The 16,791-nt window shown below is 73.0% G+C and carries 16 protein-coding genes; 5 read left to right on the top strand and 11 right to left on the bottom strand.

Annotation, left to right across the window (positions count from 1 at the left end; all coding sequences use genetic code 11):
* The first annotated feature begins 1 nt into the window (after position 1).
* The 3 genes from LBW97_RS04860 (at position 2) to LBW97_RS04870 (ending at position 2,950) form a co-directional block, all read left to right on the top strand.
* Entirely contained in the window at positions 2 to 619 is a 618-nt protein-coding gene (locus tag LBW97_RS04860; RefSeq protein ID WP_224498286.1) for a DUF47 domain-containing protein, read from the top strand.
* Between the two features lie 20 nt (positions 620 to 639).
* Entirely contained in the window at positions 640 to 1,638 is a 999-nt protein-coding gene (locus LBW97_RS04865) for an inorganic phosphate transporter (RefSeq protein WP_224498287.1), read from the top strand.
* A gap of 319 nt (positions 1,639 to 1,957) precedes the next feature.
* A complete protein-coding gene (locus LBW97_RS04870) occupies positions 1,958 to 2,950 on the top strand; it encodes a sulfite exporter TauE/SafE family protein (RefSeq protein WP_224498288.1) in 993 nt (330 codons plus the stop codon).
* 355 nt (positions 2,951 to 3,305) lie between these two features.
* On the opposite strand, the gene LBW97_RS04875 is transcribed toward LBW97_RS04870, so the two are convergent.
* Complete coding sequence (locus tag LBW97_RS04875; protein ID WP_224498289.1) at positions 3,306 to 3,800, bottom strand: DUF5994 family protein; 495 nt, start codon at positions 3,798 to 3,800, stop codon at positions 3,306 to 3,308.
* A 359-nt stretch (positions 3,801 to 4,159) separates the two neighbouring features.
* On the opposite strand from LBW97_RS04875, the gene LBW97_RS04880 reads away from it, so the two are divergent.
* Positions 4,160 to 4,786, top strand: coding sequence for a hypothetical protein (locus LBW97_RS04880; RefSeq protein WP_224498290.1), 627 nt, complete (start codon positions 4,160 to 4,162; stop codon positions 4,784 to 4,786).
* A gap of 72 nt (positions 4,787 to 4,858) precedes the next feature.
* Here the strand turns inward: LBW97_RS04880 and typA are convergent, their stop codons facing one another.
* The 4 genes from typA to LBW97_RS04900 form a co-directional block, all read right to left on the bottom strand.
* Positions 4,859 to 6,748 (bottom strand): translational GTPase TypA, encoded by a 1,890-nt coding sequence (gene typA / locus LBW97_RS04885; RefSeq protein ID WP_224498291.1) that lies wholly within the window; start codon positions 6,746 to 6,748, stop codon positions 4,859 to 4,861.
* A 103-nt stretch (positions 6,749 to 6,851) separates the two neighbouring features.
* Entirely contained in the window at positions 6,852 to 7,193 is a 342-nt protein-coding gene (locus tag LBW97_RS04890) for a hypothetical protein (RefSeq protein WP_224498292.1), read from the bottom strand.
* A gap of 20 nt (positions 7,194 to 7,213) precedes the next feature.
* Positions 7,214 to 8,515, bottom strand: a complete 1,302-nt coding sequence (locus LBW97_RS04895) for a DUF4232 domain-containing protein (protein WP_224498293.1) — start codon at positions 8,513 to 8,515, stop codon at positions 7,214 to 7,216.
* Between the two features lie 190 nt (positions 8,516 to 8,705).
* A complete protein-coding gene (locus tag LBW97_RS04900; RefSeq protein WP_224498294.1) occupies positions 8,706 to 9,269 on the bottom strand; it encodes a YceI family protein in 564 nt (187 codons plus the stop codon).
* Positions 9,270 to 9,352: 83 nt separating this feature from the next.
* On the opposite strand from LBW97_RS04900, the gene LBW97_RS04905 reads away from it, so the two are divergent.
* Positions 9,353 to 9,853: a MarR family winged helix-turn-helix transcriptional regulator gene (locus LBW97_RS04905; protein ID WP_224498295.1), complete on the top strand. Its 501-nt coding sequence runs from the start codon at positions 9,353 to 9,355 to the stop codon at positions 9,851 to 9,853.
* An 84-nt stretch (positions 9,854 to 9,937) separates the two neighbouring features.
* On the opposite strand, the gene LBW97_RS04910 is transcribed toward LBW97_RS04905, so the two are convergent.
* Genes LBW97_RS04910 through LBW97_RS04935 form a run of 6 tightly spaced genes read right to left on the bottom strand, consistent with a single transcriptional unit; the run spans position 9,938 to position 16,747 of the window.
* Positions 9,938 to 12,058, bottom strand: a complete 2,121-nt coding sequence (locus LBW97_RS04910) for a xanthine dehydrogenase family protein molybdopterin-binding subunit (protein ID WP_224498296.1) — start codon at positions 12,056 to 12,058, stop codon at positions 9,938 to 9,940.
* Complete coding sequence (locus tag LBW97_RS04915) at positions 12,055 to 13,050, bottom strand: xanthine dehydrogenase family protein subunit M (RefSeq protein WP_224498297.1); 996 nt, start codon at positions 13,048 to 13,050, stop codon at positions 12,055 to 12,057. The genes LBW97_RS04910 and LBW97_RS04915 overlap by 4 nt, the downstream gene beginning before the upstream one ends.
* The gene (locus LBW97_RS04920; protein WP_224498298.1) at positions 13,047 to 13,568 is read right to left on the bottom strand and encodes a 2Fe-2S iron-sulfur cluster-binding protein; all 522 of its coding nucleotides are present in this window, start codon (positions 13,566 to 13,568) and stop codon (positions 13,047 to 13,049) included. The genes LBW97_RS04915 and LBW97_RS04920 overlap by 4 nt, the downstream gene beginning before the upstream one ends.
* Positions 13,569 to 13,623: 55 nt before the next feature.
* Positions 13,624 to 14,526: an enoyl-CoA hydratase-related protein gene (locus tag LBW97_RS04925; protein ID WP_224498299.1), complete on the bottom strand. Its 903-nt coding sequence runs from the start codon at positions 14,524 to 14,526 to the stop codon at positions 13,624 to 13,626.
* Entirely contained in the window at positions 14,523 to 15,515 is a 993-nt protein-coding gene (locus LBW97_RS04930) for an acyl-CoA dehydrogenase family protein (RefSeq protein ID WP_224498300.1), read from the bottom strand. Before LBW97_RS04930 ends, LBW97_RS04925 begins: the two co-directional genes overlap by 4 nt.
* Positions 15,512 to 16,747 carry an acyl-CoA dehydrogenase family protein gene (locus LBW97_RS04935; RefSeq protein WP_224498301.1) on the bottom strand — a complete coding sequence of 412 codons (1,236 nt, stop codon included), beginning with the start codon at positions 16,745 to 16,747 and terminating at the stop codon, positions 15,512 to 15,514. The genes LBW97_RS04930 and LBW97_RS04935 overlap by 4 nt, the downstream gene beginning before the upstream one ends.
* Positions 16,748 to 16,791: the final 44 nt, after the last annotated feature.

Consider the following 16,791-nt stretch of genomic DNA (forward strand, 5'->3'; position numbering starts at 1 on the left):
CGTGCCCTTCAGCCTGTCGCCCAAGGACTCGAGCTTCTACCCGCTGTTCACCGCGTCCGCGCAGAACCTGGTAGTCGCGACCGAGGTCCTGGGCGAGTTCATCCACGACCACGCCCGACGCGAGGAGCTGGCGGTCAAGCTCCGGGACCTCGAGCACGCCGGGGACCAGACGACGCACGCGATCTTCCGCCAGCTGAACACCAGCTTCGTGACGCCGTTCGACCGGGAGGACATCTACTCCCTGGCCAGCAACCTCGACGACGTCATGGACTACGTCGAGGCCGCCGCGGACCTGGTCATCCTCACCGGGCTGGGCACCCTGCCCGCGGAGATGAGCCAGCAGGTCGCGCTCCTCCAGCGCTGCGCCCAGACCACGGCCGAGGCCATGCCGCGGCTGAAGACGCTCAAGGATCTCTCCGACTACTGGATCGAGGTCAACCGGATCGAGAACGAGGCGGACAAGCTCTACCGCCGGCTGCTCTCCCGGCTCTACAGCGGCGAGTTCGACGCCCTGGAGATCCTCAAGCTCAAAGAGGTCGCCGACCAGCTGGAAGAGGCGGCCGACGCGTTCGAGCACCTCGCCAACGTGGTCGAGACGATCGCCGTCAAGGAGTCCTGACCCCGCATGGACACCTTCTGATGGACGCGGCCTTCATCGGTCTGATCATCATCGTCCTGGTCGCCCTGGCGTTCGACTACACCAACGGCTTCCACGACGCCGCCAACGCCATCGCGGTCGCCGTCTCCACCAAGGCGCTCACCCCGCGCGTGGCGCTCGCCCTCGCCGCCGTGATGAACCTGATCGGGGCGTTCCTCTCCACCGAGGTCGCCAAGACCGTCGGCGCCGGGATCATCGACCCGCCCGAGGGCAGTGGCGGGCTGGAGATCGTCTTCGCCGCGCTGATCGGGGCGATCACCTGGAACCTGATCACCTGGTGGTACGGCCTGCCCTCGTCGTCCTCGCACGCCCTCATCGGTGGCCTGGTCGGCGCGGCGCTGGCCGCTGCCCACTCCGTCCAGTGGATGGGCGTCTTCGAGAAGGTCATCATCCCGATGATCGTCTCGCCGCTGGTCGGCTTCGGGCTCGGCTACCTGTTCATGCTGATCCTGCTGTGGACCTTCCGGCGGGCCCACGTGTCCAAGGCCAACCGCAACTTCCGCTACGCGCAGATCGTCAGCTCGGCGACCATGGCCCTCGGGCACGGCATGCAGGACGCCCAGAAGACGATGGGCATCATCACGCTGGCGCTGTTCACCGCCGGTGAGATCGACACCTTCGAGGTCCCGTTCTGGGTCGTGGTCGCCGCCGCGGCCGCCATCAGCGCCGGCACCTACGCCGGCGGCTTCCGGATCATGCGGACCATGGGCCGCCGGATCATCCAGCTGACCCCGACGGGCGGATTCGCCGCGCAGACGGTGGCCTCCAGCGTCATGGTCACCACGGCCACGGTCTTCGCCGTCCCGGTGTCGACCACCCACATCACGACCACCTCGATCATGGGCGTGGGCTCGACCCGGCGACTCTCGGCCGTGCGCTGGGGCGTCGCCGGCAACATCGTCGTCGCCTGGGTGGTCACGCTGCCCGCGGCCGCGGCCGTCGCGGCCGTCGCCTTCTTCATCACCGACGCCGTCGTCTGACCCCGTCGGCAGGCCCCTGACGGCCCCTCCCGCGCTTCGCGGGAGGGGCCGTCGCCGTTTCCGGCACGACCCGTCCCACCCAGTGGGCACCGCATTGACGCTAAAGTGCATCGATCTGGTAGACATTCCCCCGTGACCGCGCGCCCGACGATGCTGCTCCTGGTGAGCCGCCTGCACGTCGATCTGCTGCGCGTCTGCACCGCCGCCTGTCGAGGCTGCTGATTTCCGCGCCGTCCCGGCGCCCCCTGTCTCACCCCTCCCCGCTTGCTTCCGCGTGCGCCGCTGCGCGCCGCGCTCCTGAGACCGGAGTCAGTACCCCGTGAAGACCCTGATCCTGATCGCCCTCGCCGGCCTGGGCGCTCAGCTCGTGGACGGCAGCCTCGGCATGGCCTACGGCGTCACCTCCACGACGCTGCTGCTGGCGCTGGGCACCAACCCTGCCGTCGCGTCGGCCACCATCCACCTCGCGGAGATCGGCACCACGCTGGCCTCGGGCCTCTCGCACTGGAAGTTCGGCAACGTCGACTGGAAGGTCGTCGCCAAGATCGGCGTCCCCGGCGCGATCGGCGCGTTCGCCGGCGCCACGTTCCTCTCGAACCTCTCCACCGAGGTCGCTGCCCCGGTCATGTCCCTGATCCTGGTGAGCCTCGGCGCCTACATCCTCATCCGCTTCACCCTGCGCGGGATCAACCGCAGCAACCTGGGCAAGCCCGTGCGCAAGCGCTTCCTCAGCCCGCTGGGCCTCGTGGCCGGCTTCGTCGACGCCACCGGCGGCGGTGGCTGGGGCCCGGTAGGCACCCCGGCCCTGCTGGCCAGCGGCCGGATGGAGCCGCGCAAGGTCATCGGCTCGATCGACACCTCCGAGTTCATCGTCGCGCTGGCCGCCAGCCTGGGCTTCCTCTTCGCGCTCGGCTCGCAGGGCATCAACATGACGTGGGTCGCCGGCCTGCTCATCGGTGGCCTGATCGCCGCCCCGATCGCCGCCTGGCTCGTGCGCCACATCCCGCCGCGGCTGCTCGGCTCGCTGGTGGGTGGCCTCATCGTCATCACCAACTCCCGCACCCTGCTCCGCAGCGACTGGATCGACGCCCCGGACGCCACCCGCTACGCGATCTACGCGGTGCTGTACGCGGTGTGGGCGCTGGCCATCGTCCACTCCTACCGCCAGTACCGGAGCGCCAAGGCGCTGGAGTCCGCGGACGCCATCGCCGCGCTGGCCGCCGAGCGCAACGTCGTCGCCGACGCGGACGACGTCCGCGTGACCAACGCGCAGCCCATCGGCGCGGGGCGCCCGAGCGACCCGCGCGACTAGACCCGAACAGCGAGAGGCCCCGTCCGGCAGCAGCCGGGCGGGGTCTCTTGTCGTCCTGGCTCACCATGGGGCGTCCTGGCTCACCGTCGACCGTGAGGTAGGACCCAGAACGATCAGGTCAGCTGATCATCGGCGACAGGCGAGCAGGCGCTCCTCAGGGTCGGCGGGCAGCCCGACGCGGGGCACCGACGCCTGCATCCACGCTCCGTGTCGGCGACGGTCTCTTCCAGCGGTCGGGTCGCCAGACGCAGTTCCCCGGCGCGGGCGGTGTCGACGTCCCAGGCGGTGCGCGCCTCTTCGCTCGACCGCCGTCCAGCGGGTTCGCGGGCAGCGGAAGCGCCCTCGGCCGAACCGGCTACACCGCCCGGGAGGCCGGCACCTGCGGCAGCGGGGTGGACCGGGCGGCCGCGAGCACCATCTGCGGCGACGACGGGAGCCCCCGGCGGGTGCACAGCCGCAGGGCACGGGCGCCGGTCAGGACGTCGGTCTCCGGCGGCACGACCAGGAGATCGGCGCGGCGGGTGCCACCGGCCCACGTCAGGCAGACGACGCCCGGGTCCATGCTGCGGAAGCCACCGGCCCGCACGGTGCGGCCCAGGACCTCCAGCTTGCGCGGCACCGGCTCCGCCCAGGCGTCCAGCGCGTAGGTGAACCGTTCGACGCGGACTCCGCGCCGCTCGAGGGCGGCGATCAGCTCGGGGAGCTCGGTGGCCAGGTCGCGGCTGCGCGGGAACCACGCGCCGTCGAAGGCGGAGCGGCCGGCACCGGCGTCGTCCCGCAGGCTCACCCGGACGTCGATGCCACCCCGGAAGCCCTCCCCCAGCGGAACCGCACGGGCGATCGTCGTCATCAGCCTTCGGCCACCTCTCGTCGCTCGCCTCAGGGCACGGTCGTACACGGCCCCGACACGAGCCTAGGTGCGGCGCCGCGCTCACTCCGGCGTGTGCCGTCCGGGCGTGCCGTCGGCCACCGGCCGGTCATCACGATTCGTGACCTCCCGACCACGACGACCGGGCGACGGCCGGCGAGGAGCCTGCCATCGCGGTCGAGCACTCCGGTACTGCGGAGGGTGACGACAGACGGACGCCGACGTGCCGGGATCCGCCGCGCTCCCGGGTCCGCACCGGGGCCCCTGGACAGTGGACCAGCGCGTCGCTTCCCTAGTCCTCGGCGGCCGACGCCGGGTCGGTCCGGCACGGAGGTACGGCGATGAGCGTCCAGTTCCCCGGAAGCGCGTACGCCCCTGACCAACTCGACCTCGGCGAGCCGATCCAGGAGCTGCTGAGAGACGTGCACGTGCTCGAGGGGCCCAGGACCGGCCCGGACGGCAAGCCGCTCCCGGAGCAGAGCGCGATCCTGGGCACGCCGCCGTCCATGCAGCTCATCACCGCCGGCGCCACAGCACTGTCGAAGGGCTGGGCCGTCGTGCTCGGGCTCGGCGGCTCCGCGGCCGGCGTCCTGACCGCGGTCCGGTCGACATCGCAGACCGACCCCGTGCTCGTCATCAGCACGGCGCTCCTGGCCGCCGCCGGCCTGATCGCCGCGGCCCTCGTCGTGCGGGGCGACGTCTCCGCCCGGGCGCAGGCGGCGGCCGCGGAGTACGCCGCCCGGGCGGCGATCGTCAACTCCTTCATCTCCAACTGCTACGTCGGCCGGCCGAAGGCCGAGCGGACGAGCTACTGGTTGCGCGAGGACGACGGGAACGGCCGGATCTCGGTGGACTGGAAGCCGGTGGAGCGGATGGAGCGGGAGAACGGTGAGCTCATCGCCGTCCTGGCCGGGCAGCGCGGCCGCGTGCCCGCAGCCCGGATCGCCGAGTGGCAGAGCCGCCCCTGAGCGGGTCCCGCCCCGACGACGACGAAGGCCCCCTCCGGCGAACCGGAGAGGGCCTGTCGAGAGCGTGGGCCGTTACGGCTTCGGCTTGCGGTTCTTGGACTTGCCGCGCTCGGTCTGGTCCAGCACCACCTTGCGGATGCGCACGGTGGCCGGGGTGACCTCGACGCACTCGTCCTCGGCGCAGAACTCCAGCGCCTGCTCCAGGTTGAGCACCCGCGGCGGGATCAGCCGCTCGAGCTCCTCGGAGGTGGACTTGCGCATGTTGGTGAGCTTCTTCTCCTTGGTGATGTTCACGTCCATGTCGTCCGGACGGGAGTTCTCACCGACGATCATGCCCTCGTAGACCTCGGTGCCCGGCTCGACCATCATCTGGCCCCGCTCCTGCAGCGAGAACATCGAGTACGTCGTCGCCACGCCCTGCCGGTCGGCGACCAGCGAGCCGGTGGGGCGGGCGCGCATGTCACCCAGCCACGGCTCGTAAGCCTCGAAGTTGCTGTTCAGCACGCCGGTACCGCGGGTCTCGGTCAGGAACTCGGTCCGGAAGCCGATGAGGCCGCGGGACGGGACGAGGTACTCCATCCGCGCCCAGCCGGTGTCGTGGTGGACCAGGTTCTCCAGCCGCCCCCGCCGGGTGGCCAGCGCCTGCGTCAGCGTGCCGACGTACTCGCCGGGGGTGTCGATGGTGACCCGGTCGACCGGCTCGTGCAGCTTGCCGTCGATCTCCTTGGTCACGACGGTGGGACGGCCGACGGTGAGCTCGAAGTCCTCGCGGCGCAGCTGCTCGACGAGGATGGCCAGCGCCAGCTCGCCGCGGCCCTGCATCTCCCAGGTGTCGGGGCGGTCTGTCTGCAGCATGCGGACCGAGACGTTTCCGACCAGCTCCTGGTCGAGGCGGTTCTTGACCAGGCGGGCGGTGAGCTTCTTGCCCGACTTGCCCGACAGCGGCGAGGTGTTGATGCCGATCGTGATCGAGATCGACGGCTCGTCGACCGTCAGCGGCGGCAGGGGGCGCGGGTCGTTCGGATCGGCGAGGGTGTCGCCGATCATGATGTCCTCGATGCCGGCGATGGCGACCAGCTCGCCGGGACCCGCGCTGTCGGCCGGCGTCCGGGTCAGGCCCTCGGTGACCAGCAGCTCGGTGATCTTGACGTTCTTGATGGTGCCGTCGACCTTGCACCAGGCCACCTGCTGGCCGCGCTTCATCTCACCGGAGTGGATGCGCAGCAGCGCGAGGCGGCCCAGGAACGGGGAGGCGTCGAGGTTGGTGACCTGCGCGCGCAGCGGCTCCTCGGCGTCGTAGACCGGCGCCGGGACGGTGTCGAGCAGCGTCTTGACCAGCGGGGCGAGGTCCTCGTTGTCCGGCTCGGTGCCGTTCTCCGGGCGGTTCATCGACGCCCTGCCGGCCCGGCCGCTGCAGTAGACGATCGGGAAGTCGAGGTTGTCGGCGTCGAGGCCGGCGTCCTCCATGAGCTCCATGAAGAGCTCGTAGCACTCGTCGACGACCTCGGCGATGCGCGCGTCGGCGCGGTCGGTCTTGTTCACCGCGAGGATGACCGGCATCCCCTTGGCCAGCGCCTTGCGCAGCACGAAGCGGGTCTGCGGGAGCGGGCCCTCGGAGGCGTCGACGAGCAGGCAGACGCCGTCGACCATCGACAGGCCGCGCTCGACCTCGCCACCGAAGTCGGCGTGGCCCGGGGTGTCGACGATGTTGACGACGACGGGGTTGCCGTCCTCGTCGGCCAGGTGGATCGCGGTGTTCTTCGCGAGGATGGTGATGCCGCGCTCGCGCTCGAGGTCCATCGAGTCCATCACGCGGTCCTGCGTGGAGTCGTTGTCCGTCCCCTCGCCCTTGGACCGCCCGAGGGCGCCCGCCTGGCGGAGAAGGGCGTCGACCAGGGTCGTCTTGCCGTGGTCGACGTGGGCGATGATCGCCACGTTGCGCAGGTCGTTGCGGGTGGGCATGCGGAAGGGCACCTCGGGGAGCTCGGGAGCGCACCGCGCGGACGCGCGCGGGCATCAGGTCAACAGCAACCGATGCCGCGACCTTCCCCGCCACTCTAGGCGCTCAACGCGCGGACACCTCCGTCCGCTGCCGGTCGACCACCCCGTAGGTAGTCCCCGCGGCGGCAACAGTGACCAGACTCACCGCGAACCAGGCCGGGAAACCGGCCCCCAGGGCAAGCACGTGCGCCAGTACGAAGGCGCCGACGTAGAGGGCGGCGAGCCCCGCGGTGACAGCAGGACCCCGGCGACGGGCGGCGATCCAACCGGCTCCGACCCCGCAGACGGCGAACACGGCGCCGCCGAGCGCGCGGATGCCGGTGCTCTGCGCGATCCCGAACCCCGCGGCGAGGCCGACGGCGACGAGCAGCGAGGCGGGGATCCGGGCGAGGGCCGAGGTCGTCATGCCGTCCAGTCTCCCCCCGGTCAGTTCCAGGGCGGCGCCCACGGGGCGACGGCCCAGGTGCCGCCGTCGGCGATGTCGAAGGGGGCCGGTGAGCCGTCGGCCACCTGCACCGGGACCGCCTGGGCGGCCGCGGTCAAGGCGACGGTCATCGACTGCGGCGTCTCCTGGTCGGCCCAGCCGCCGTAGCTCCGCCAGGTGAGCAGGGCGTACGCCGCTCCCCCGGGCGCGAGGCCCACCCGTCGGACGGGCGCCGGGTCGCCCGACGGCGTCCGACCGGGCTCGACGGTCAGGGTGAGGGGGCGACCGCCCTGCACCAGCGCGACGACCGGCTGCCCCTCCACCCAGCACGGGACGGCGCCGACGTTGCGCGCGACGATGCTCGTCGCCCGGGCTCCCATCGCCCCGTCGATCCCGGTCACGGTGAAGCTCAGGTCGCCGCTCCCGCAGGGGTCGTCGGCCGCGACCGGGGCGGGCTCGGGCGCAGCGGTCGGGGCCGGGGGCGGCGGCGCGGGCACGGGCACGGGCGGTTCGAGCGACGGCGGTGCGGGGATCGGCCGGGACGCCGCCGGAGGGACCGGGTCCCGGTCCTGGTCGGCCACCAGCGCGACCACCCCCAGGGGCCCCACCGCCAGTGCCGCGCAGACGGCCGCCCCACGCCGGAGCCGGCCGCGCGGGTCGACCGGCCAGGGATCGGAGGCGAGGCGGACCAGGAGCACCCCGAGAGCCACGGTGATCCCGTCGGTCAGCAGCAGGGCCCAGAAGCCCAGCGGCGCACCGTCGAGGAGGAGGACCCCGAGCGTCGCGCCGATGCCGAGCGCGCTGACGATCAGCCCTCCCACCGCCGTGCCGCGGGGGGAGGCGTCCGCACGCCCGAGGCGTCGGTCGAGCGCAGCCAGCGCCGCGGCCTGCCCGAGCCAGGCGCCGGCGGCGAGCGCCGGCAGGCCGTGGGCACCACCCGTGAACAGGAGCAGCAGCGCCGGGTAGCTCCCCACGACCATCAGCGGCACGCTCGTCACGCCGGCGGCGACGGCGTGCACGACGGGGTGCTGCGCGAGACGCGAGCCCTCCCTCGCCCGATGGGGCAGCGCGACGACCACGAGGACCACCCCGACCAGGACCAGCACGCCGCCCGCGCCGGCCTGCCACCAGAGTCCGCGCAGAGCCGCGTCGAGGTCCGCGGGACAGCCTCCGGAGGAGCGCACGCAGGGCGGCTCGGAGTCCAGGAACGGGATGTAGGACGACGCCCGCACGGCGGCCGCGACCATGACGCCCAGCCCGAGCAGGGTTCCCGCGACGGCCACCAGCCGCAGCCTGTCGCGCATGCACCCTCCTCCGGACCGGCCCCGGTCCGCATGATCCCGCGCAGCCGCCGTCCGCACCGCGATGACGCGCTCGTGCGCGCCCGGGCCGCGCATCTCCGACGCCCGTGCGCGACCGGACGCGAGCCGCCGTCGGCACCCGGGGACGACGAAGGCCCGGACGCCATGCGTCCGGGCCCTCGTGCGGAGCGGATCAGGCAGCGCGGAGAACGGCCTCGATCTCGAGCTCGACGGCGATCTTGTCGGCGACGACGACGCCGCCACCGTCCATGGGCATCTGGATGTCGACGCCGAACTCCGAGCGCGAGATCTCGGTGCGGGCGGAGAAGCCGGCGCGCGTGCCGCCGTAGGCGTCCGGGCCGAAGCCGTTGAGCTCCAGGGCCAGGGTGACCGGCTTCGTGTTGCCCTTGATGGTCAGCTCGCCGTCGACCAGCCAGTCGGCACCCTGGGTGCGCACGGCGGTCGAGCGGAAGGTCATCTGGGGGTGGTTCTCGGAGTCGAAGAAGTCAGCGGAGCGGATGTGCGCGTCACGCTGCTCCTGACGGGTGTCGATCGAGCCCAGGTCGACCGTGGCGTTGACGGTGGAGTCGGCCGGGTTCTCGGCCGTGACGATCTCGCCGGCGAACTCGCGGAAGTAGCCGCGGACCTTGCTGACCATCATGTGGCGGACGGAGAAGCCGACGGTCGAGTGGCTGGCGTCGATGTCCCAGGTGCCGGCGATGTAGCCGGGGATCTGGACGGAGGTGCTGCTGGTCATGGTGTCTCCCTGGTTGAGCGGTCGTGCTGTCGTCGGGTGAAGCATAGTTGAGCGTTGAACTATTCCGCTAGTACTCTAGGGGCATGACGTCGTCCGTGTCGCCACAGCCCCTCCCCGCGGGTGAGCCCCGCTGGCTCGACGCCGAGGAGCAGAAGGCCTGGCGGGCATGGCTCTACAGCGCCCAGTTGCTGCAGGACCGGCTCGACCGCGACCTCACCCAGCGCACCGGCATCTCGCACGCGTACTACGAGATCCTGGTGGCGCTGTCGGAGACGCCCGAGCGGATGATGCGCATGAGCGAGCTGGCCGACCGGTGCCTCTCCTCGCGCAGCCGGCTCTCCCACGCCGTCTCGCGACTGGAGGAGCGCGGCTGGGTTCGCCGCCAGGTCTGCGCCGAGGACGGTCGCGGGCAGCTCGCCGTCCTCACCGAGGAAGGGTTCGCAGCTCTCGAGGGGGCCGCGCCCGTGCACGTCGAGGGCGTGCGCCGGGAACTGTTCGACCAGCTCTCCCCCGAGCAGATCGAGAACATGCGCGACTTCGGGGAGACGCTGCTGCGCCACCTGGATCCGAATTCTCTTCGCTGACCCTGAGCGTCGTGTGTTCCGCGTCGCGGGGGCCGGAGGCCTCCCGACACGGAACACGGATGGGCTCCGGGCAATCGGGGGACGTCACCTGGCCGCGGTGCGGCGCGGAGCGTCGCGGAAGTACTTGTCCGGGGTGATGGGCAGGTCGCGGACGCGCAGGCCGGTGGCGTGCCAGTAGGCGTTCGCGACCGCCGCGGCCGCACCGGTGATGCCGATCTCGCCGATGCCCTTGATCCCCAGCTCGTTGACCCAGGGGTCGTGCTCCTCGACCCAGTGGATGTCGATCTCGCCGATGTCGGCGTTGGTCGCCACGTGGTACTCGGCCAGGTCGTGGTTCACGTAGTGGCCGAAGCGCTCGTCGGCGATCGACTCCTCGTGCAGCGCCATGGACACACCCATGCTGAAGCCGCCGAGGAACTGCGACCTCGCGGTGCGGGCGTTCACGATGGCGCCCGCCGCGTAGACGCTGGACGCCCTCGGCAGCCGCACCTCGCCGGTGTCGCGGTCCACCCGCACCTCGACGAAGTGCGCGCCGAACGCGTGCATCGAGTAGTCCTCCGCGTGCGGTGAGGGCCCGGGCACCTCGCCCTTCACCACGACGCCGTCGGCCGGCAGCTGCCCGCCGTACCGCTCGTCGAGCTGCCGACGCACGTCCCGGGCGGTGAGCACGATCGCCGAGCCCCACGACGCCAGGCCGGTGGAGCCACCCGCGCCGCCGGCGAACGGCAGGTCGCTGTCGCCGATCTTCAGCTCGATCGCGGCGAGCTCCACGCCCAGGGCGTCCGCCGCGATCTGGGTCAGCGCCGTCCACGCGCCGGTGCCGATGTCGGAGCCGTCGATCTCGACGGTCCACCGGCCGTCACCGTGCCCGGTGATCCGGCACTCCGCCTTGCGGCGCCGGGCCGGGTAGGTCGCGGCGGCGACGCCGGTGCCGATCAGCCACCGGCCGTCCTCGCGCACGCCGGGTCGCAGGTCGCGGCCGGCCCAGCCGAAGCGCTCCGCGCCGGTGCGCAGGCAGGCGACCAGGTTCCGGCTGGACCAGGGGACGTCGCGCTCCGGATCGCGCTCGGGCTCGTTGCGGATCCGCAGCTCCACCGGGTCGATCCCCAGCTCGTGCGCCAGCTCGTCCATCGCGGACTCGAGCGCGAACATGCCGGGGGTCTCCCCCGGCGCCCGCATGATCGTCGGCGGCGGGACGTCGAGGCGGGCCAGCCGGTGGGTGGTCCGCCGGTGGGGCGCGGCGTAGAGCACCCGGGTCGGTGTCGCGGTCTGCTCGGCGAACTCGTTGATCCGCGAGGTGTGCTCGACGACCTCGTGGCTGATCGCGGTCAGCCGCCCCTCGGCGTCGGCGCCGAGCCGGATCCGCTGGATCGTGGGCGTCCGGTGCCCGACGAGGCAGAACATCTGCTGCCGGGTGAGCTCGAAGACGACGGTGCGCCCGACCACCTTCGCGGCCATCGCGGCGAGGATCTGGTTGGGGTGGGTGAAGGCCTTCGATCCGAATGCCCCGCCGACATACGGGGAGATCACCCGCACCTGGCCGCGCTCCAGACCGAACGCCGTCATCAGGTCGTTGACGATGGTGTGCGGGCCCTGGTTGGCGTCCCACATCGTCAGCCGGTCGGAGTCCCAGCGGGCCATCGAGGTGTGCATCTCGATGGGGTTGTTGTGCTGGGTCGGCGTCTCGTACGTGGCGTCGACGGTCACCGCGGCCGCGGCCAGCGCGCCGTCGACGTCACCGATCACCGAGTCGGTCTCGAAGCCGGCCATCAGCTGGTCCGGGGCGTAGAGGTCGGGGCGGTCGGCGCTCAGCACGACGTCCGGTTCATGTGCGGAGTACTCGACGGCGACTGCTCCGACGGCGGCCTTGGCGATCTCCGAGCTCTCCGCGACGACGGCGGCCACGATCTGGCCCTGGTAGTGGACGTCGAGGGACTGCAGCACCGGCAGATCGGAGGTCAGGCCCTCCCCCAGCCGCGGCGCGTTCGCCGGCGTGAGCACGGCCAGCACTCCGGGCATCGCCTCGGCCGCCGTCGGGTCCAGCCGGGTGATGCGGCCGCGGTTGACGGTGCTCTGCACGACCGCGACGTGGCAGATCGGCTCGCCCGGGTCCTGCTCGTAGGCGTACGGCGCGGTGCCGCGGACCTTGGCCGGGCCGTCGATCCGCTCGACGCCCGCGCCGAGAATGCGGTCCACCGTGGTCATCGGGAGCCCTCCGTCAGCTGCAGCAGGGTGCGGACCACGAGGTTGCGGGCCAGCGGCACCTTGAACCCGTTGTCCCGCAGCGGGGTGGCGGCGGCCAGCTCGGCCTCGGCGGCCGCGGCGAACGACTCCTCGGTGGCCGGCCGCCCGCGCAGGGCCTCCTCGGCCGCCGTGGCGCGCCACGGCTTGTGCGCCACTCCCCCGAGCGCCAGGCGCACGTCGGCGACCATGCCGTCGGTGACCTGGACGGCGGCGGCGATGCTGACCAGCGCGAAGGCGAAGGAGGCCCGGTCGCGCACCTTGCGGTAGCGCGACGGCATGCCGAGGGCCGGCAGGTCGATGGCGGTGATCAGCTCGCCGTGCCGCAGCGTCGTGTCGCGCGAGGCGTCGTCGCCGGGCAGCCGGTGCAGCTCGACGATCGGCACCTCCCGCTCGCCGTCGGGGCCGAGCACCCGGACGACGGCGTCCAGCGCGGTGAGCGCCACCGCCATGTCCGACGGATGCGTGGCGACGCAGGTGCCGGGGCCCTCGAGGGTCTGGCCGAGGATCGCGTGGTTGCGGTGCACGCCTTCCAGCGCGCCGCAGCCGCTGCCGGGGCTGCGCTTGTTGCACGGCCTGGTGACGTCGGTGAAGTAGCCGCACCGGGTGCGCTGGAGCAGGTTGCCGCCGGTGGTCGCGCGGTTGCGCAGCTGCCCGGAGGCACCGGCGAGCAGCGCCTGGCTGAGCACCGGGAACCGCTCCCGCACCCGGCGGTCGGCGGCGAGGTCGGCGTTCGGCACGGCGGCGCCGATCCGCAGCCCGCCGTCGGGCAGGTCGGTGACCTCGGCCGACGTCAGGCGGCGGACGTCGACGAGCAGGTCGGGGGTGGCGACGCCGAGCTTCATCAGGTCGACCAGGTTGGTGCCGCCGCCGAGGAACGCGCCCTCGGGCTCGGCGGCCAGCAGCGCGACGGCGGAGGCGGCGTCGGTCGCCCGCTCGTACCGGAACTCCCTCATCGCCGCACGCCCTCGGCCTCGGCCACGGCGGCGACCGCCGGGACGATGTGCGCGTAGGCGGCGCAGCGGCACAGGTTGCCGCTCATCCGGTCGCGGATCTCGTCGTCGGTGAGGTCGACGTCCTCCGCGGTCAGGTCGTCGGTCACGGTGCTCGGCCAGCCGGCCTTCGCCTCGGCCAGCACCCCGGCGGCTGAGCAGACCTGGCCCGGGGTGCAGTAGCCGCACTGGAACGCGTCGTTGTCCAGGAACGCGCGGTGCAGCGGGTGCTCCCCCTCGGCCGCCAGTCCGTCGGAGGTGGTCACCTCGGCGTCGTCGACGGTCACCGCGAGCACCAGGCAGCTGTTCACCCGGCGGCCGTCGACCAGCACCGTGCAGGCGCCGCACTGCCCGTGGTCGCAGCCCTTCTTCGGGCTGGTGATGCGCAGCCGCTCGCGCAGCGCGTCGAGCAGGGTCGTGCGGGTGTCGACGACGAGCGGATGCCGCTCGCCGTCGACCAGCAGCGTGATCTCGGTGTCCACGCCGCGCCCTTGCCCGCCGAACCCGTGTGGACAAACGGTGCAGCGACCAACCGTCTCAGCCCGGCGTCACGTCCTCCGGCGGCGCGGGCCAGCGCGGCACGCCGGCCACCTCGCCCTCGCCGACCTTCGCGGGGAAGCGCGCGGGGCGCTTCTCCAGGAAAGCGGCGACGCCCTCGGCCGAGTCCGGGCCCTCGCCCAGCTCGACGAGCGCACGCGACTCCACGCGGTGGGCGTCCCACGGCGAGGCCGCGCCGAGCATCGACCACAGCATCTGCCGGGCCGCGGCGACCGCCACCCCGCTGGTGTTGGCCACGATCTCCTGCGCCAACTCGTAGGCGGTGGGCAGCAGGTCCTCGTCGGAGACGATCCGGGAGACCAGCCCGCCGCGCAGCGCCTCGTCGGCGTCGAAGACCCGGCCGGTGGCGACCCACTCCATCGCCTGGCTGATCCCGACCACCCGCGGCAGGAACCACGACGACGCCGCCTCGGGCACGATGCCGACCCGGCCGAAGACGAAGCCGAACCGGGCCGACTCCGCGGCGATCCGGATGTCCATGGCCAGGGGCAGCGTCGCGCCGATGCCGACCGCCGGGCCGTTGATCGCGGCGATCACCGGCTTGCGCAGGGCGGCGAACGGCAGCGAGGCGACCCCGCCGGCGTCCCGCGGGAAACCGCCGATCTGCTCGCTCAACGGGCCGGGCGGGCGCTCGCGGGAGCGCCGGTCGGAGAAGGTCTCCGGGCCGGCGCCCAGATCGGCCCCCGCGCAGAACGCGCGGCCCGCACCGGTCACCACCACCACCCGCACGGCGTCGTCGGCGTCGGCGGCCGCCGCCACCTGGGCCAGCTCGGCGGCCATGGTCATGGTGAAGGCGTTCAGCCGCTCCGGCCGGTGCAGCGTCACGGTCGCGACGCCGTCGGCCACCTCGTAGCGCAGCTCGGTCAGCTCGCCCACGCTCATGCGCCCAGCGCCCCGGAGACGGCGAGCCGCGCGACGGCGTCGAGGTGCTCGGCCTCGTCGCCCAGGAGCAGCCGGTCGACCTTGGCCCGCCGCCAGAACAGGTGCGCGTCGTGCTCCCAGGTGAACCCGATGCCGCCGTGCACCTGGATCAGCGTGGACGCCGCCCGCTCGAACGTCGTCGCCGCGCAGGCCTTCGCCGCCGACGCCGCCAGGGGCAGCTCCGCGGGGTTGCAGTCGGCCGCCCACGCGGCCCACCACACCAGCGAGCGCAGCTGCTCCACCCCCACCCAGGCGTCGACCAGCAGATGCTTGATCGCCTGGTAGGAGCCGATCCGCCGGCCGAACGCCTCGCGCTCCTGCGCGTAGGCGACGCCGAGCTGCACGCACCGGTCCGCGCCGCCGAGGTCCTCGGCGGCCATGACCACGGCTCCGACCTGCCGGGCGCGGGCCCACAGCTCGCCGGCGTCCTCGGCCAGCACCCGGCGGGAGGTGAGCCGGACCGAGGCCAGTCCCCGGGTGGCGTCCAGCGGGCGGCCGGGCACGACCTCGCCCTCGCCGACGACGAGCGCGCCGCCGTCGAGCCCCAGGAAGAGCGTCGCGTCGGCCGCGTCCACCGACGGCGCGGAGCCCTCCACCGACCCGTCGAGGACGGCGAACGCCGTCGACCCGTCGGCGAGCTGGGCCGCCAGATCGGGTGCGTCGGCGAGCAGCACCGCCGCCCGCGCCGCGGTCACCAGCGAGGGCCCGGCGAGCACAGCACCGCCCTGCTCGGCGACGACTGCGAGGTCGAGCAGCGGTCGTCCCGAGCCTCCGGCGGACTCCGGCACCGTGATGCCGAGGAAGCCGATGTCGGCCAGCGACTTGCGGCCGGGCTCGAGCGCGCCGCCCTCCAGCCCGGCGCGGGCGGCGGCCGGTGAGGCGCTGCCGCGGAAGAAGTCCCGGGCGCCGGCGGCGAAGGCGTGCTGGTCGTCGTCGAGGTCGAAGTTCATCGCGTGCCCCCGTCGGAGCGCCCGGCCGAGAACGGAGCCGTCTTGTCGAGGCGGGGTTCCGACGGCAGGCCGAGCACCCGCTCGCCGAGGATGTTGCGGAGCACCTGGTCGGTGCCGCCGGCGATCGAGATGCCGGGCAGCCAGGACTGCGTCCGCTGCCACCGGTCGTCGCCATCGGCGGTCGCCGCGTAGACCGCGTCGTCGCCCAGCAGGCGCACCCCGGCGTCGGCCATCAGGTGCGCGGCCTCGGTGCCCGCGAGCTTGCCGGCGCTGGCCTCCGGCCCGGGAATGCCACCCTGGCTGAGCACGGTGAGCCGCCGGTAGCCGGTGTAGCGGGCACCCAGCGCGGCCACCACCGCGCGGCCGACCGCCTGCCGGGCCAGCACCTGCCGGTCGGCGTCGAGCTCCGGCAACCGCTCCTTGGCGTGCCGCGCGAACTCCTCGACCGGCGAGCCGATCGCGCTGCCCGCGCCGCCGATGGTCACCCGCTCGTTCATGAGCGTGGTCAGCGCGACCCGCCAGCCCTCACCGGGCTCGCCGAGCCGCTCGCTGTCGGGAATCCGGACGTCGTCGAAGAAGACCTCGTTGAAGTCCGACTGCCCGCCCATCTGGCGCAGCGGCCGCACCGTGACGCCGGGGGCGTGCATGTCGACGACGAACATCGTCAGGCCGGCGTGCTTCGGCTTCTCCGGATCGGTGCGGGTGAGCAGGATGCCGTAGTCGGAGACGTGCGCCAGCGTCGTCCAGACCTTCTGGCCGTTGACCACCCAGTCGTCCCCGTCGCGGACCGCGGTGGTGCGGAGTGCGGCGAGGTCCGACCCGGAGGCCGGCTCGCTGAACAACTGGCACCAGACGTCGTCGGCCCGCAGCAGCCGGGCCAGGTAGCGGTCACGCTGGTCCTGCGAGCCGTGGCCGATGACCGTCGGGCCGCACATGCCCATGCCGATGTGGTTGATCAGGGCCGGCACCCGGAAGCGCGCGAGCTCCTGCCCCACGATGGCCTGCTCCAGGAGCGAGCCGCCCTGGCCGCCGTACTCGCGCGGCCACGTCACCCCCACCAGGCCGGCGTCGTGGAGGACCCGCTGGGTGCGCCGCATCTCGGCTTCCTGCAGACGCGCGTCGACGGCCTCCTGCCCCGGCGCCAGCCGCAGCAGCTCGTCGGCGTGCTGCTGCAGGGCGGCTCGAACCCGCGACCGGTACTCGGCCTCGTCGGGGCTGTCGTCGAAGTCCACGGGCGGCGCCTCTCGTCGGTGGGCGGAACGCGCGCAGCGTGACA

This window comes from Blastococcus sp. LR1, assembly GCF_020166105.1.
Classification (GTDB): domain Bacteria; phylum Actinomycetota; class Actinomycetes; order Mycobacteriales; family Geodermatophilaceae; genus Blastococcus.

What these genes read in the sequence shown, in the direction of transcription:
- LBW97_RS04905 (WP_224498295.1), top strand. Translation starts at nt 9,353, where the DNA reads ATGACGTCGTCCGTGTCGCCACAGCCCCTCCCCGCGGGTGAGCCCCGC.
- typA (WP_224498291.1), bottom strand. Translation starts at nt 6,748, where the DNA reads ATGCCCACCCGCAACGACCTGCGCAACGTGGCGATCATCGCCCACGTC.
- LBW97_RS04890 (WP_224498292.1), bottom strand. Translation starts at nt 7,193, where the DNA reads ATGACGACCTCGGCCCTCGCCCGGATCCCCGCCTCGCTGCTCGTCGCC.
- LBW97_RS04925 (WP_224498299.1), bottom strand. Translation starts at nt 14,526, where the DNA reads ATGAGCGTGGGCGAGCTGACCGAGCTGCGCTACGAGGTGGCCGACGGC.
- LBW97_RS04910 (WP_224498296.1), bottom strand. Translation starts at nt 12,058, where the DNA reads ATGACCACGGTGGACCGCATTCTCGGCGCGGGCGTCGAGCGGATCGAC.
- LBW97_RS04900 (WP_224498294.1), bottom strand. Translation starts at nt 9,269, where the DNA reads ATGACCAGCAGCACCTCCGTCCAGATCCCCGGCTACATCGCCGGCACC.
- LBW97_RS04875 (WP_224498289.1), bottom strand. Translation starts at nt 3,800, where the DNA reads ATGACGACGATCGCCCGTGCGGTTCCGCTGGGGGAGGGCTTCCGGGGT.
- LBW97_RS04915 (WP_224498297.1), bottom strand. Translation starts at nt 13,050, where the DNA reads ATGAGGGAGTTCCGGTACGAGCGGGCGACCGACGCCGCCTCCGCCGTC.
- LBW97_RS04865 (WP_224498287.1), top strand. Translation starts at nt 640, where the DNA reads ATGGACGCGGCCTTCATCGGTCTGATCATCATCGTCCTGGTCGCCCTG.
- LBW97_RS04880 (WP_224498290.1), top strand. Translation starts at nt 4,160, where the DNA reads ATGAGCGTCCAGTTCCCCGGAAGCGCGTACGCCCCTGACCAACTCGAC.
- LBW97_RS04930 (WP_224498300.1), bottom strand. Translation starts at nt 15,515, where the DNA reads ATGAACTTCGACCTCGACGACGACCAGCACGCCTTCGCCGCCGGCGCC.
- LBW97_RS04895 (WP_224498293.1), bottom strand. Translation starts at nt 8,515, where the DNA reads ATGCGCGACAGGCTGCGGCTGGTGGCCGTCGCGGGAACCCTGCTCGGG.